The sequence below is a fragment of the Streptomyces sp. NPDC059224 genome (genome assembly GCF_042754285.1).
Taxonomy (GTDB): Bacteria; Actinomycetota; Actinomycetes; order Streptomycetales; family Streptomycetaceae; genus Streptomyces.
This window is the reverse complement of sequence record NZ_JBHZAN010000028.1, coordinates 147623-160362: the sequence shown is the minus strand read 5'-3', so window position 1 is coordinate 160362 and position 12740 is coordinate 147623. Positions and strand designations below refer to the sequence as shown.

Below are 12740 nucleotides of genomic sequence, written 5' to 3'. Positions count from 1 at the left end.
GTTGATAGGCCGGATCTGGAAGCACCGTGAGGTGTGGAGGTGACCGGTACTAATAGGCCGAGGGCTTGTCCTCAGTTGCTCGCGTCCACTGTGTTAGTTCTGAGGCAACGACCGTTGCCGGCTAGAGCTGAACACACAAATAAAAAGTGTGCTTGTTCGCTCGAAACCATTAGGGTTTCGGTGGTCATAGCGTGAGGGAAACGCCCGGTTACATTTCGAACCCGGAAGCTAAGCCTCACAGCGCCGATGGTACTGCAGGGGGGACCCTGTGGGAGAGTAGGACACCGCCGAACAATTTTTGAGGACCCCTGGTCACCAGCGTTCAGCTGGGACCAGGGGTCCTTTTGTTTTTACAATGCTTGCGGTACCGAAGACAGGAGTCACCATGTCCACCAACTCTCCCGACGAGCGACCGGAGCGCGACCAGCGGCGACGGGACAGTGGTGACCGTGGTGACCGTGGCGGGTACCGCGGAGACCGCAACGACCGCGGTAACGACCGCAGCAACGACCGTGGAGACCGCGGCGGTTACGGCCGGCGGGACGACAACCGTGGCGGTGGCGGTGGCGGCGGCTACGCTCGTCGCGACGACAACCGCGGTGGTGGGTACGGCCGTCGGGACGACCGCCGTGGTGACGAGCGGCGGGGCGACGACCGCGGTGGCCTCGGTCGCCGTGACGACAATCGCCGTGACGACAGCCGCCGTGACGACAACCGTGGTGGTGGGTACGGCCGTCGTGACGACAACCGCGGCTCCCGTCCGGCGTTCCAGCGGGACGACCGCCGGGACGACCGTGGCGGCTTCCGTCGTGACGACAACCGCGGTGGCGGTGGCGGTTACCGTGGCCGTGACGACCGCCGGGACGACCGTGGTGACCGTCCGACGTTCCGTCGTGATGACCGCGACGACCGTGGCGGGCGCGGCGACTTCCGTCGTGACGACAACCGCGGTGGCGGTGGCGGTTACCGCGGCCGTGACGACCGACGCGACGACAATCGCGGGGGCGGCGGTGGCTACGGCGGTCGCCGTGACGACAACCGTGGTGGTGGCGGCTACGTGCGTCGTGACGATCGTCGCGATGACAACCGTGGTGGTGGGTACGGCCGTCGTGACGACAACCGCGGCTCCCGTCCGGCGTTCCAGCGGGACGACCGCCGGGACGACCGTGGCGGCCTCCGCCGTGACGACCGCCGGGACGATCGACGTGACGACCGACGGGACGACCGTGGTGACCGCCCCGCGTTCCGTCGTGATGACCGCGACGACCGCGGCGGGCGCGGCGACTTCCGTCGTGACGACAACCGCGGTGGCGGTGGCGGTTACCGCGGCCGTGACGACCGACGTGGTGACGACCGGCGTGACGAGCGCCGCGACGACCGGCGCGATGACAACCGGGGTGGCTTCCGGGGTCCCCGCAGCGACGACCGAGGACGTGGCCCCCGGCGTGACGACCGCCGGGACGACCGTGGCGGCTTCCGCCGTGACGACAACCGCGGTGGCGGCGGCGGTTACCGCGGCCGTGACGACCGTCGCGACGACCGGCGTGGTGACGACCGGCGTGGCGGCGGTTACGGACGCCGTGACGAGCGTGACCGCGACCGCGACCGCGAGCCGATCAAGCGGCTGCCGATCCCGGAGGACGTCACCGGCGACGAGATCGACAAGGACGTACGGCAGGAGCTCCAGAGCCTGCCCAAGACGCTCGCGGAGGACGTCGCCAAGAACCTGGTGATGGTCGCGCGGCTCATCGACGAGGACCCCGAGGGCGCGTACGGCTACTCCAGGGTGGCGCTGCGCCTCGCCTCCCGTGTCGCAGCCGTACGGGAGGCCGCCGGATTCGCCGCGTACGCGAACCAGAAGTACAGCGAGGCGCTCGCCGAGTTCCGGGCCGCGCGGCGGATGACCGGCAGCGTCGAGCTGTGGCCGGTCATGGCCGACTGCGAGCGCGGGCTCGGGCGGCCGGAGAAGGCGCTGGACATGGCCGGCACGCCCGAGGTGCACAAGCTCGACAAGGCCGGCCAGGTCGAGATGCGCCTGGTCGCCGCTGGTGCCCGGCGTGACATGGGTCAGCTGGACGCGGCGATCGTCACGCTGCAGAGCCCCGAGCTGGCGTCCAGCTCCGTACAGCCGTGGACCGCACGGCTGCGGTACGCCTACGCCGACGCACTGCTTGCGGCCGGCCGCGTGGACGAGGCACGGGAGTGGTTCGCCAAGGCCGTGGAGGCCGACCGGGACGGCAGCACGGACGCCTCCGACCGACTGGCCGAGCTGGACGGGGTCGAGTTCGTCGACGCCCTGAACGACGAGGACCAGGACGACGAGACGGACGCCGACGAGGTCGAGGGCGAGGCGGACGAGTCCGAGGAGACCCCTGTCGAGGCCGCGACCGAGGCCGAGCCGGAGACGGTTGCCGACTCGAAGTCCGAGTCCGAGGCCGACAAGGACTGATCACCGCGTCAGACGAAGGGCAGGCCCCGACCGGGGCCTGCCCTTCGTCGTACTCCCAGCCGCTCTTGGCGGGCGTCAGGAGTCGAGCGCCCGCAGCACCAGCCCCGATGCCGGCTTCGGGCCGAAGGACGTCGACTTGCGGGGCATCGTCACGCCCTGGCGGGCCAGGTCGCGGACGACCTCCTCGCGGACCGGGTGCAGGAGGACGGCCGTACTGCCGGCGCGTTCGGCCTTGGCGACCGTCGCCGCCGTGTCGTGGATGTACGCGATGTGCGCGTTCGAGTCCTCGGGGATGCGCCAGACGTGGTCGAGGAGCGTGGCGTGCAGGACGGTGGCGTCGAGGGTGCGCCAGGCGTCCGGGCGGTCGGCGGGGATCGTGCGGGCCAGGAGGTCCGGGTCCGGGCGGTCGATGAGGTGGAACGTGCCGTCACCGGCCAGCAGGAACGCGTTCCCGGTGCGGGCCGCGTCGGCGAGCGCCTCCTGCGCCTGTGGCAGGGGCACGTCGAGTCGCCGGACCCGGAAATGATCCCGTACGGCCGTCAGGGCGTCCGGGACCGACAGGCCGTGCAGCAGGCGGTGGATGGCGCGCACGCGCAGCGGGTAGCGGCCGGTGTCGACCAGGAGGACCAGACCGTAGTCCCAGGGACTGGGGGAGGGGTGCTCCGCGCGTAGACGCAAGTAGGTGGCCCAGCGGTGGTGTCCGTCGGCGATCAGGGCCTGGTGGTGGGACAGGTCGGACTGGACCCGGGCCACCTCGCCGGGGTCCGTGACCGACCAGAGGCGGTGGTGGAAGCCGTCCTCCGTGGTGGTGGCGAGGAGCGGGGGGCGGTCGGCGGCAGCTTCGACGACCTCGGCGGTCGCGCCGTCGCCCCGGTAGGTCAGGAGCAGGGGTTCGAGGTTCGCGGAGGTCGCGCGCATCAGGGCCGCGCGGTCGGCGACCACCGGGGGCATGACCTCCTCGTGCGGCAGGACCACGCCCTCCGAGGGTTCCGAGACGCGAAGGGCGCCGATGACCCCCCGCTGGAGCATGCCGTCGCCGTCGTGCTGCTCGTAGACGTACAGGCCGGGTTCGGGGTCAGCGGTGAGGATGCCCTCGGCCTGCCACCGCTTCAGCGTGTCGGCCGCCTGTTCAGTACCGGCACTGGGGGTACCTGCCTGGGGCAGGATCAGGCGGACGATGTTGTACGGGTCGGCGGACTGGAGGTGGTGTACGCCGTCGGGGCGTACGACGACGTCGTACGGCGGGGAAGTGACGGCGGCGAGGCTGCCGACCCGGTCGGGGTCGTAGCGGAGGCCTCGGAACGGGTTGAGTTCCAGGCCTCGGTGCTCCGTTGCTTCCGAGTGACCTGCAGTGTTCATCCCGGCATCGTACGTGTGTCAGTGCGTGCGGGATGATCGATGGGGAGAGGCGGGGCAACGAAGAGTGACGAGGAGTAACAGGGAATGAGCCAGAGTGTCAGGACTGGTCCCGAGGGCAGCGCACAGGCTCTGAACAGGGCGTATGACACGGCGCTGCTCGATCTGGACGGCGTGGTGTACGCGGGCGGCAGTGCGATCGCGCACGCGGTGGAGTCGCTGGCGACGGCACGCGAGGAAGGGATGCATCTGGCCTACGTCACCAACAACGCGCTGCGGACGCCGGACACGGTGGCCGGGCACCTCACGGAGCTGGGCATCCCGACCGGCGCCGAAGACGTCATCACCTCGGCGCAGGCGGTCTCCCGGCTGATCAGCGAGCAGGTGCCGGCGGGGGCGCGGGTGCTGGTGATCGGCGGGGAGGGGCTGCGGGTCGCCCTGCGGGAGCGGGGACTCGAACCGGTGGACTCCGCCGACGACGACCCGGCGGCCGTCGCGCAGGGGTACGGCGGCCCCGACCTGACGTGGGCGCGGTTCGCCGAGGCGTCGTACGCCGTCGCGCGCGGGGTGCCGTGGTTCGCGTCCAACACCGATCTGACGATTCCCAGCGGGCGCGGGATCGCGCCGGGCAACGGCGCGGCGGTGGAAGTCGTCCGGATCGCGACGGGTGCCGAGCCGCAGGTGGCCGGCAAGCCGCTGCCGCCGATGCACCGGGAGACGGTCCTGCGGACGGGGGCGAAGCGGCCGTTGGTGGTCGGGGACCGGCTGGACACCGACATCGAGGGCGCGTTCAACGGCGGGGTCGACTCGCTGCTCGTCCTGACCGGTGTCACCGACGGGCGGCAGCTGCTCGCCGCGCCGCCGCAGCACCGGCCGACCTATGTCGACGCCGATCTGCGGGGTCTGCTCACCGGGCAGCCGAAGGTCACGGCGGCGGGCGACGGCTTCCGTTGCGGCGGCTGGACGGCCACGGCAGGGGCGGACCGGCTGGCGCTGGAGGGTGACGGTGAGGCCCTGGACGGGCTGCGGGCGCTGTGCGCGGCCGCCTGGACGGCGGCCGGGGACGGCTCCTGTGAGGCGGACGGAGGCAAGGCGCTGGCACGGCTCGGGCTCTGAGTCCACGGTGCTCGCCCGCTGGTCACCGGTGCGCGCCGCTCGCCGGTGCGCACCCGCCGCTCACGGGGACCGGGCGCCGCTCGCCCGGACCGGCCATCGAGAGCATTGGAGAGGGTAGGCTAACCTAACCGGGTGTTGGTCGACAGTCCTCCTGAACAGCGCGCGGAGACCGCCCCCGCGCCCCCGACCCGCCGGGCGATACGCGCCCTTGGGCTCCTCGTCTCCGTCGTGATCCTGATGCTCGTCGCCCTGGCGAGCATCGCGATCGGGGCGAAAGAGCTGCCGCTGGACCAGGTCTGGCACGGCCTGTTCCACGACACGGGGACCTACGGTGACGTGGTCGTCGGCGAGCGGCTGTCCCGGACCGCGCTCGGCCTGCTGGCGGGTGCCGCCCTGGGCCTGTCCGGGGCGGTGCTCCAGGCACTCACCCGCAACCCGCTCGCCGATCCCGGGCTGCTCGGCATCAACGCGGGCGCGTCGGCCGCGGTCGTCACCGCCATCACCTACTTCGGTGTCACCACGCTCAACGGCTATGTGTGGTTCGCCTTCTTCGGGGCGGCCGCGGTGGGCGCGCTGGTGTGGTTCCTGGGCGGCAGCCGGGGCGCCACCCCGGTCCGGCTGGCGCTGGCCGGCACGGCGACCAGCGCGGCGCTCTACGGCTACCTCCAGGCCGTGATGATCACGGACGGCGCGGCGCTCAACAAGTGGCGTTTCTGGACGGTCGGTTCGCTGGCCGCCGCGAACGACTCGACGATCGTGCAGGTCCTGCCGTTCCTGGCGGGCGGCACCCTGCTCGCGCTCGGTCTCGCCCGGCCGCTGAACGCGGTGGCGATGGGCGACGACACCGCCCGTGCCCTCGGCGCGAACCTGGGCCGTACCCGGGCCCTCTCCATGCTGGCCGCCGTCGTGCTGTGCGGCGCGGCCACCGCGGCCTGCGGCCCGATCGCCTTCGTCGGCCTGATGGTCCCGCACGTCGTGCGCTCCTTCACCGGCCCCGACCTGCGCTGGATCCTGCCGTACGCGACGATCCTGTCGCCCGTGCTGCTGCTCGGCGCCGATGTCGTCGGCCGGATCGTCGCCCGCCCCTCCGAGCTCCAGGTGGGCATCGTCACCGCGATCATCGGCGGGCCGGTCTTCATTCTTCTCGTACGACGGCGCAGGACGGCCCAGCTGTGAAGAACACCGCCATGAAGAACACCGCCATGAAGAACACCGCGGGGGAGACGAGTGCCGTGCGGAACACGCGTACGCTGCGCATCCCCGGCGGGCTCTCCCTGCGGACGGACGTGCGCGCGCTCGTCGTCGTGACGGCGCTGCTGCTGGCCGCGTGTGCCGCGAGTGTCGTGCTGATCGGTACCGGTGACTTCCCGGTCTCCTTCGGCGACGTGGTGAAGACGCTGGCCGGCAACGGCACCCCGGGCCAGGACTTCATCGTCAACGAACTGCGGCTGCCGCGCGTTCTGGTCGGTCTGCTGGTCGGCGCCTCGCTCGGCCTCGGCGGGGCGCTGTTCCAGGCCATCTCCCGCAACCCGCTCGGCAGCCCGGACGTCCTCGGCCTCTCCCAGGGCGCGACGTCCGGCGCGCTCGTCGTCATCGTGCTGACGTCCGGGGGCGCCGCCCAGGTCACGTTCGGCGCGCTGGTCGGCGGTCTGCTGACCGGTCTCGCCATCTACCTGCTCGCCTGGAAGCGGGGCGTGCACGGCTACCGGCTGGTGCTGGTCGGCATCGGTGTCTCCGCGGTCGTCACCGCGGTCAACGGCTACCTGCTCACCAAGGCCGACTTCGTCGACGCGACCCGCGCGGTCGTGTGGATGACCGGATCCCTCGACGGCCGGGACTGGAGCCAGGTCCGGCCGCTGCTCGCGCTGTGCGCCGTCCTCGTCCCGCTGTCGCTGGCCAACGCGCGCGGCCTGCGGATGACGGAGATGGGCGACGACGTGTCCAACGCCCTCGGGGTGCGTGTGGAGCGGGTACGGCTGCTGCTGATGGTGTCGGCGGTGCTGCTGACCGCGGCCGCCACCGCCGCCGCGGGCCCGGTCAGCTTCGTGGCGCTCACCGCCCCGCAGCTCGCCCGCCGCCTCACCCGCTCGCCCGGCCCCAACCTGCTGCCCTCCCTCTGTACGGGCGCCACCCTGCTGGTCACCGCCGACTGGGCCTCCCAGCGTGCCTTCGGCGCCGACCAGCTGCCCGTGGGCGTGGTCACCGGAGTCCTGGGCGGGGTCTACCTGCTGTGGCTCCTCGTCACCGAGCGCAGGGCGGGCCGGACATGAGCGCCCGCGGTGGGCGGGACCTGAGCGCGAACCCCCAGCCAGAAAGCAAGAGGAGCACAGTGAACCGCCTGTCCGCCCAGAACGTCACCCTCGCCTACGACCGGCGCGTCATCGCCGAGCAGCTGTCGGTGGAGATTCCCGACAACTCCTTCACGGTGATCGTGGGCCCCAACGCCTGCGGCAAGTCGACGCTCCTGCGCGCGCTGTCGCGGATGCTCAAGCCCAGCCAGGGCCGGGTGCTGCTCGACGGGCAGGTCATCCAGTCGGTGCCGGCGAAGAAGGTCGCCCGCGCCCTCGGACTGCTGCCCCAGTCGTCCATCGCGCCCGACGGCATCACCGTCGGCGACCTGGTCGGCCGCGGCCGCTACCCGCACCAGGGACTGCTGCGCCAGTGGTCCACCGAGGACGAGCGGGTCGTCCAGGAGGCGATGGCGCAGACGGGGGTCGCCGAGCTCGCCGACCGGTACGTCGACGAGCTGTCCGGCGGTCAGCGGCAGCGCGTGTGGATCGCCATGGCGCTGGCCCAGCAGACCCCGCTGCTGCTCCTCGACGAGCCGACCACCTACCTGGACATCCAGCACCAGATCGACGTCCTCGACCTCTGTGCCGAGCTGCACGAGGAGCAGGGCCGGACGCTGGTCGCGGTGCTGCACGACCTCAACCACGCGGCCCGGTACGCCACCCATCTCATCGCGCTGCGCGGCGGCGAGGTGGTCGCCGAGGGCGCCCCGAACGACGTCGTCACCGCGGAGCTGGTCGAGGAGGTCTTCGGACTGCGCTGTCAGATCATCGACGACCCGGAGACCGGGACCCCGCTGGTGGTGCCCGCGGCCCGGAAGGCGCGGCTCACAGCAGCTTCCTGAGCCGGAACAGGTCCAGCAGGTTCGCGTCCAGCTTCACCCGGCCCGAGCCCCAGGCCCCGGCGAAGTTCAGCTCGCCGTCGACCAGGGCCACCAGGTCGTCGCCGGCCAAGGCCAGCCCGATCTGTGCCTTCTGACGCGGCGGCCCGGGATGCGTCTCCTCCACCTCGATCCGGCCGCCGGTGAGCCGGCCCGCGAAGGTGACGTCCAGGTCGGTGATGTGGCAGCTGACGGTGCGGTCCATGGCGGCGGCCGCACGGACGTCCCCCTCGGCGCCGCCCATGGTGTGGGAGAGCTTGTCGAGTGCGGCGCGGCACTCCTCGATCGTGGCCATCGCGATCGACGGTACCCCAGCGGTTCGAGGTAGCGTCGGGGCATGACCGACTCTGTGCCCGAGGGCCGGACGGCGGAGGCGGCGGAAGCGGTACCGGCCGAGCCCGCGTACGACCCCGCCGCCCCCGCCCCGCTGAACGTCCCCCGCACCCCCACCGGCAACGCCGAGGTCGACGAGCGGCTCGACCGGCTGGGCGACGCCGACCACCTCGCCACGGACGGGCACCTGGAGGTGTACGAGGATGTACACCGGGGGCTGCGCGACGCGCTGACCGAGCTCGACGCCCGCCCGGGGCCGCCCAGTCCCCCGCCGCCCGCACCGCCGTACGGCAACAGGGCGCCCGCACCGTCGTACCACCAGAGCAGGAGCTGAACCGAACGTGGCAGGAGTCGCACGCCGCCGTCTGGACGCGGAGCTGGTCCGCCGGAAGCTGGCGCGCTCGCGCGAGCACGCCAGCCAGCTGATCGCCGCCGGGCGGGTCACCGTCGGCAAGACCCTCGCGACCAAGCCGGCCACCCAGGTGGAGACCGCCGCGGCCATCGTCGTGCAGTCCGACGACAACGACCCCGAGTACGTCTCCCGGGGCGGCCACAAGCTGGCGGGGGCGCTGGCCGCGTTCGTCCCGCGGGGCCTCGCGGTCCAGGGGCGGCGGGCGCTGGATGCCGGTGCGTCCACCGGGGGCTTCACCGACGTGCTGCTGCGCGCGGGCGCGGCGCACGTCGTCGCCGTCGACGTCGGATACGGCCAACTCGCGTGGTCTCTGCGGAGCGATGAACGCGTCACCGTCAAGGACCGTACGAACGTACGCGAGTTGACGCTTGAAGCGATCGATGGGGAGCCTGTGGATCTTGTCGTGGGTGATCTGTCCTTCATCCCGCTCGGGCTGGTGCTGCCGGCCCTGGCGCGGTGTGTGAAGCCGGACGCCGACCTGGTGATGATGGTCAAACCGCAGTTCGAGGTGGGCAGGGAACGGCTGGGCAGCGGGGGAGTCGTACGGAGTCCGCAGCTGCGGGCGGACGCCGTGCGGGGGGTTGCCGACAAGGCGTGGGAGCTGGGACTCGGGGCGAACGGTGTCACCGCCAGTCCGCTGCCCGGGCCGTCCGGCAATGTCGAGTACTTTCTGTGGCTGCGGGCCGGGGCACCCCCACTGGACCCGGCCGACATTGACCGTGCAGTGGCGGAGGGGCCGCGTTGACACAGAACCGAGCTCGTACTGTTTTCCTGCTGGCCCACACCGGGCGGCCTGCGGCGATCCGCAGCGCCGAACTCGTGGTCAAGGGGCTGCTGGCGGCCGGAGTCGGCGTACGGGTACTGGACTTCGAGGCCGCGGACCTGCCGCTGCCGGACGAGGTCGAAATCGTCGAGGAGGCGTCGCCGCACAGCCTCGACGGCTGCGAGCTGCTGATCGTCCTCGGCGGTGACGGCACGCTGCTGCGCGGCGCCGAGTTCGCCCGGGCCTCGGGGGTGCCGATGCTCGGCGTCAACCTCGGCAGCGTCGGCTTCCTCGCGGAGGCCGAGCGGGACGACCTCGACAAGGTCGTCGACCGGGTGGTGAGCCGGGCGTACGAGGTCGAGGAACGGATGACCGTCGACGTCGTCGTGCACCGCAACGGGGACATCGTGCACACCGACTGGGCGCTGAACGAGGCGGCCGTGCAGAAGGCGGGCGCCGAGAAGCTCCTCGAAGTGGTGCTGGAGATCGACGGGCGGCCGGTGACCGGGTTCGGCTGCGACGGGATCGTGCTGTCGACGCCGACCGGGTCCACGGCGTACGCGTTCTCGGCCGGCGGGCCGGTGGTGTGGCCGGAGGTGGAGGCGCTGCTGATGGTGCCGATCTCCGCGCACGCGCTGTTCGCGAAGCCGCTGGTGACGTCGCCGGACTCGGTGCTGGCGGTGGAGGTGCTGCCGCACATCCAGCCGGGTGTGCTGTGGTGTGACGGGCGGCGGACCGTCGAGCTGCCGCCGGGGGCGCGGGTGGAGGTGCGGCGGGGCGCGGTGCCGGTGCGGCTCGCCCGGCTGCACCACGCCTCGTTCACGGACCGGCTGGTGGCGAAGTTCGCGCTGCCGGTGTCCGGCTGGCGGGGTGCGCCGCAGTAGCGGTCGGTGGGGGCTGGTTTCCGGCACGCAGGCGGGTACGGGTGCGGGTGCGTGGGGGCTGATCGCGCAGTTCCCCACGCCTGTGGCCAGGTGCGCTCGCCGGGGGGTGAGACGGCCGGGCATCGGTACGGCCCGGCGCCCCTGGGCGGGTGGGCTCGCCGGGTGTCCAGGCGGCCGCGCGTCGGTGCCCTCCCGCGCCGCTTCGGGGCGCAGCGCCACTCGCCCGGGTGACAGGGTGCCTCGCGCTTCTCCTGCCCTACCTCGTAAGGTCTTCTCCGTGCTGGAAGAAATGCGGATACGGTCGCTCGGTGTCATCGACGACGCCGTCGTCGAGTTGTCACCGGGGTTCACCGCCGTGACCGGTGAGACCGGTGCGGGCAAGACCATGGTGGTCACCAGCCTGGGGCTGCTGCTCGGCGGGCGGGCCGATCCCGCGCTCGTGCGGATCGGCTCCGAGAAGGCGGTCGTCGAGGGGCGGCTCACCGTGCCACCGGGCGCCTCGGCGGTCCTACGGGCCGAGGAGGCCGGTGCGGAGCTGGACGACGGGGCGCTGCTGATCAGCCGTACCGTTTCCGCCGAGGGCCGCTCCCGGGCGCACCTGGGCGGCCGGAGCGTGCCCGTCGGGCTGCTCGCGGAACTCGCCGACGACCTGGTGGCCGTGCACGGACAGACCGACCAGCAGGGCCTGCTGAAGCTGTCCCGGCAGCGGCAGGCCCTGGACCGGTACGCGGGCGACGGGGTCACCGTGCCGCTCGCCAAGTACGGCGAGGCCTACCGGCGGCTGCGGGCCGTGGTGGTGGAGCTGGAGGAGATCGTCACCCGGGCACGGGAGCGGGCCCAGGAAGCCGACATGCTGCGCTACGGGCTCGACGAGATCGCGGGGGTCGAACCGCGGGCCGGCGAGGACCTGGAGCTGGCCGAGGAGGCCGAGCGGCTCGGACACGCCGAGGCGCTGTCCTCGGCCGCGACCGCAGCGCACTCCGCGCTCGCGGGCAACCCCGAGGACCCTGAGGGGATCGACGCCGGCACCCTGGTGGCGGGCGCCCACCGTGCGCTGGAGGCCGTGAGGTCGCACGATCCGGCGCTGGCCGCGCTCGCCGACCGCATCGGCGAGGTCGGGATCCTGCTGGGAGACGTGGCGGGCGAGCTGGCAGGCTACGCCGACGACCTCGACGCCGACCCGCTGCGGCTCGCGGCCGTGGAGGAGCGCCGCGCCGCGCTCACCGCGCTCACCCGGAAGTACGGCGAGAGCGTCGACGCGGTGCTGGCGTGGGCCGAGCGGGGCGCCGCACGGCTGACCGAACTCGACGGCGACGACGAGCGGATCGACGAGCTGACCGCCGAGCGCGATGCCCTGCGCGCGGAACTGGGCGGGCTCGCCCAGGCGTTGACCGACGCGCGCACGGGGGCCGCCGAGCGTTTCGCGGCCGCCGTCACCGCCGAGCTGGGCTCCCTGGCGATGCCGCACGCACGGGTGTCCTTCGAGATCCGCCAGACCGAGGACCCGGAGGGCGTGGAGGTCGGCGGGCGTGCGGTCGCGTACGGCCCCTCGGGCGCCGACGAGGTCGAACTGCTCCTCGCCCCGCACCCCGGCGCCCCGCCCCGCCCGATCGCCAAGGGCGCCTCCGGCGGTGAGCTGTCCCGTGTGATGCTCGCGGTGGAGGTCGTCTTCGCGGGCACCGACCCGGTCCCCACCTACCTCTTCGACGAGGTCGACGCGGGCGTCGGCGGCAAGGCGGCGGTCGAGATCGGACGCCGCCTGGCGAAGCTCGCCAAGTCGGCGCAGGTGGTCGTGGTCACGCATCTCCCGCAGGTCGCCGCCTTCGCCGACCGGCAGTTGCTGGTCGAGAAGACGAACGACGGCTCGGTCACGCGCTCGGGCGTGAAGGTCCTGGAGGGCGAGGAGCGGGTCCGGGAACTCTCCCGGATGCTGGCCGGCCAGGAGGACTCGGAGACCGCCCGGGCCCACGCGGAGGAACTGCTCGCCACCGCGAGAGCGGACGCCTGACGCGTCACGGCGGGGGCGCGGGCCGACGGACGCCGGCGCCGCCGGGCGGACGCGACAACGCGCCCGCCCGGTCCTGCGCGCGCCCGGACCGTCGCTCGCCCGGTTTGCCGTACTGTCACTCTCACGGGTGACACACTCCGGCGCGTGTCCCGCCCCGCCCCGGTATGCCCCTTCCCGGAGCCCCGCAGTGCCCCCCGCGGCCCGATACCGTCTCCACGTACCCTCGTGACCGCCCCGACGCCGAACACAG

At 72.7% G+C, this 12740-nt stretch carries 11 protein-coding genes and 1 rRNA gene; 10 read left to right on the top strand and 2 right to left on the bottom strand.

The genetic code is table 11. The annotated features are described in order from the left end of the window. The first annotated feature begins 176 nt into the window (after nt 1–176). A 5S ribosomal RNA gene (gene rrf, locus ACFXI4_RS30115) occupies nt 177–293 on the top strand. 1331 nt (nt 294–1624) lie between these two features. After that, nucleotides 1625–2449 carry a tetratricopeptide repeat protein gene (locus ACFXI4_RS30110; protein WP_384996860.1) on the top strand — a complete coding sequence of 275 codons (825 nt, stop codon included), beginning with the start codon at nt 1625–1627 and terminating at the stop codon, nt 2447–2449. 75 nt (nt 2450–2524) lie between these two features. On the opposite strand, the gene ACFXI4_RS30105 is transcribed toward ACFXI4_RS30110, so the two are convergent. Continuing rightward, a complete protein-coding gene (locus ACFXI4_RS30105; RefSeq protein ID WP_384996847.1) occupies nt 2525–3808 on the bottom strand; it encodes a DUF1015 domain-containing protein in 1284 nt (427 codons plus the stop codon). A gap of 84 nt (nt 3809–3892) precedes the next feature. On the opposite strand from ACFXI4_RS30105, the gene ACFXI4_RS30100 reads away from it, so the two are divergent. From ACFXI4_RS30100 to ACFXI4_RS30085, 4 genes are all read left to right on the top strand, one after another. Next, a complete protein-coding gene (locus ACFXI4_RS30100; protein WP_384996845.1) occupies nt 3893–4921 on the top strand; it encodes an HAD-IIA family hydrolase in 1029 nt (342 codons plus the stop codon). Between the two features lie 132 nt (nt 4922–5053). Then, nucleotides 5054–6097, top strand: a complete 1044-nt coding sequence (locus ACFXI4_RS30095) for a FecCD family ABC transporter permease (protein ID WP_384996843.1) — start codon at nt 5054–5056, stop codon at nt 6095–6097. Between the two features lie 26 nt (nt 6098–6123). Continuing rightward, entirely contained in the window at nt 6124–7191 is a 1068-nt protein-coding gene (locus ACFXI4_RS30090) for a FecCD family ABC transporter permease (protein WP_384996858.1), read from the top strand. Next, nucleotides 7188–8054 carry an ABC transporter ATP-binding protein gene (locus ACFXI4_RS30085; protein WP_384996841.1) on the top strand — a complete coding sequence of 289 codons (867 nt, stop codon included), beginning with the start codon at nt 7188–7190 and terminating at the stop codon, nt 8052–8054. The genes ACFXI4_RS30090 and ACFXI4_RS30085 overlap by 4 nt, the downstream gene beginning before the upstream one ends. Here the strand turns inward: ACFXI4_RS30085 and ACFXI4_RS30080 are convergent. Further along, nucleotides 8038–8385, bottom strand: a complete 348-nt coding sequence (locus ACFXI4_RS30080) for a sterol-binding protein (protein WP_384996839.1) — start codon at nt 8383–8385, stop codon at nt 8038–8040. The genes ACFXI4_RS30085 and ACFXI4_RS30080 overlap by 17 nt on opposite strands. A gap of 42 nt (nt 8386–8427) precedes the next feature. Here ACFXI4_RS30080 and ACFXI4_RS30075 point away from each other — a divergent pair, with 42 nt between their 5' ends. From ACFXI4_RS30075 to recN, 4 genes are all read left to right on the top strand, one after another. Further along, nucleotides 8428–8757 carry a hypothetical protein gene (locus ACFXI4_RS30075; RefSeq protein ID WP_384996837.1) on the top strand — a complete coding sequence of 110 codons (330 nt, stop codon included), beginning with the start codon at nt 8428–8430 and terminating at the stop codon, nt 8755–8757. Between the two features lie 7 nt (nt 8758–8764). After that, nucleotides 8765–9580 (top strand): TlyA family RNA methyltransferase, encoded by an 816-nt coding sequence (locus ACFXI4_RS30070; protein WP_384996835.1) that lies wholly within the window; start codon nt 8765–8767, stop codon nt 9578–9580. Continuing rightward, on the top strand, nt 9577–10482 hold the full coding sequence (locus ACFXI4_RS30065; RefSeq protein ID WP_384996833.1) for an NAD kinase: 906 nt from the start codon (nt 9577–9579) through the stop codon (nt 10480–10482). The genes ACFXI4_RS30070 and ACFXI4_RS30065 overlap by 4 nt, the downstream gene beginning before the upstream one ends. A 289-nt stretch (nt 10483–10771) precedes the next feature. Further along, nucleotides 10772–12490 carry a DNA repair protein RecN gene (gene recN / locus ACFXI4_RS30060; RefSeq protein ID WP_384996856.1) on the top strand — a complete coding sequence of 573 codons (1719 nt, stop codon included), beginning with the start codon at nt 10772–10774 and terminating at the stop codon, nt 12488–12490. Nucleotides 12491–12740 lie beyond the last annotated feature (250 nt).